At 74.3% G+C, this 1,950-nt stretch carries 2 protein-coding genes; both read right to left on the reverse strand.

From position 1 onward, the window contains the following. Nucleotides 1-109: 109 nt before the first annotated feature. Nucleotides 110-1,402 carry an erythromycin esterase family protein gene (locus G3I65_RS16200; RefSeq protein ID WP_160696853.1) on the reverse strand — a complete coding sequence of 431 codons (1,293 nt, stop codon included), beginning with the start codon at nucleotides 1,400-1,402 and terminating at the stop codon, nucleotides 110-112. Nucleotides 1,403-1,439: 37 nt separating this feature from the next. Then, complete coding sequence (locus G3I65_RS16205; RefSeq protein WP_160696854.1) at nucleotides 1,440-1,778, reverse strand: DUF6221 family protein; 339 nt, start codon at nucleotides 1,776-1,778, stop codon at nucleotides 1,440-1,442. Nucleotides 1,779-1,950 lie beyond the last annotated feature (172 nt).

The raw sequence follows: 1,950 nt of genomic DNA on the forward strand, positions 1-1,950 counted from the left end.
GGCGAGCCCCAGCACGAGCGGGTCCACCCAGCTCCGGCGGCGCAGCTCGCCCGCCAGCCGCCGCCCGCCGTCGTCGCGGTCGGCGAACACCCGGCCGGTCATGCGCGCTTCACACCCCGCTCGGGTAAGTCTGCGCTTCGTCACCTTCCTCCGGCTCCCACTGGTGCAACGGCGTGCTCGCGGTCGTCTCGTCGCAGTGCACGAACGCGTCGTACCGGGCCGACGGCACGGTCGGGACGTACCCGCCACCGCGGTGGACGACGCCGATCGCCCGGTGCTCGCGCGGTTCCTCCGCCCACGCGGTGGCTTCGCCGAAGACGTGCAGGCTCTGCTCCCCCGGCACGGCGTCGTGGAGGAGGCCTTCGAGACTGCCCGGCCGGGCCGGCTCGACCGGCATCCGGCGCACCGCCCCGCCCCAGTGGTCGGCCGCGAGCACCGAACCGCGGAAGGTGCCGAAGCCGACCGCGACCACGCCGTCGGCCGCGTGCCGTTCCCGGACCAGCTGGCCGAGGTTGAGCATCCCGGCCGCGGCCATGTCGGTCGCGCGGGCGTCGCCGACGTGCGAGTTGTGCGCCCACACCACGGCTTTCGAGTGCGGGCCGTAGGCACGCAGCAGCCGGTCGAGGGTGTCGCTCATGTGGGTGTCCCGGGTGTTCCAGGAGCGCACGCCGCCCCGGGCCATCTCCCGGTAGTACCGTTCCGCGCCCGCGACGACTTCCGCGTTCTGCTCGGCGACGAACGCCGGATCCAGCCCCGGCACGCTGTCGGCGGGCGTGGCGGACCGCAGCGCGGTCAGCAACCGCACGACGTCCTCGCGGCAGTTCTCCGGCACCAGCGCGGCGGAAACCCCGTAGTCGCGCGGATCTTCGCCGTACGGTTCGAAGCAGCGGAACGCCCGCAGCGCCTTCTCGACGTGCTCGGGCGCGTGGGCGCGGACGTAGCAGAGAACGCTCCGCAGCGATTCCCCGAGGCTGTAGACGTCGAGGCCGTGGAACCCGCACGGCGGCCCGTCGCCGGTGGCGTTGAAGGACCGCAGCCAGGCCGCGAACTCGGCCACCTCTTCGTTGGCCCACAACCAGGTCGGCCACCGCCGGAAGCCCCAGAGCACCTGCCCGGGGTCGTTGGGCGCGCCCGGCGCCCCGGCGGCGCAGCAGTGCACCCGGTGGCACTCCGGCCAGTCCCCCTCGACGGCGACGAACGAAAAGTCCCGTTCGGCGAGCAGCCGCCGGGTGAGTTCGGCGCGCCACCGGTAGAACTCGGCGGTGCCGTGGGTCGCTTCGCCGAGCAGCACGACGCGGGCGTGGCCGATCCGCCGGACCAGCGGGTCGAGGTCCTGCGGGCTGCGCAGCGGCGCGGCCGACTCGCGGATCGCCGTCACTTCGTCGAGCACGGTTCCGGACATGCTTCGCGCATTCCCGTTACGACGGCGGGCGAAACGCTCAGGGCCGCCACTCGTCCCGCCAATCGGGGTGCGCTTCGTACACCGACGCGATCAGCTTCACCGACGTGCCGTCGTGCGCGTCGCGGATCTCGCGGCGCAGGAATTCGGCCTTCTCCGCGAACGGCACCGGGTGCCGGTCCGCCATCGCTTCGACCGGGCCGCCGGCGAGCAGCAGGCCGTCGCCGTCGCCGGCGTGCATGATCCGCAGCCTTCCCCGGCGCTCGGCCTCGTCGAGCAGGGGCAGTTCGCCGTTCCGGACGCGCTCTTCGTCCTCCGCGAGCCGGGCGAGCACGAACTCGTCGAGCCTCGCGGTCGGGGTGTCCTCGAGGTGAGTCATGGCGGGCGGGTACCCGCCCGGCCGCGACCGCACACACCGCCTCACGTGTTCGCGCGCGCCACCCGCCGGGCCACGGCGAACCCGGTGCCGAGCAGGACGGCTCCCCCGGCGGCCCAGGGCCACCACGGCATCGGCGCGTCGCCTGCCGGGCCCGCCGTCATGGCGGCGACCG

Origin of the sequence: Amycolatopsis sp. SID8362, from assembly GCF_010550475.1 — a bacterium.
Lineage (GTDB): Bacteria > Actinomycetota > Actinomycetes > Mycobacteriales > Pseudonocardiaceae > Amycolatopsis > Amycolatopsis eburnea.

Excerpts from the sequence above, each read along its gene's own strand:
- G3I65_RS16200 (WP_160696853.1), bottom strand. The coding sequence starts at position 1,402 with ATGTCCGGAACCGTGCTCGACGAAGTGACGGCGATCCGCGAGTCGGCC.
- G3I65_RS16205 (WP_160696854.1), bottom strand. The coding sequence starts at position 1,778 with ATGACTCACCTCGAGGACACCCCGACCGCGAGGCTCGACGAGTTCGTG.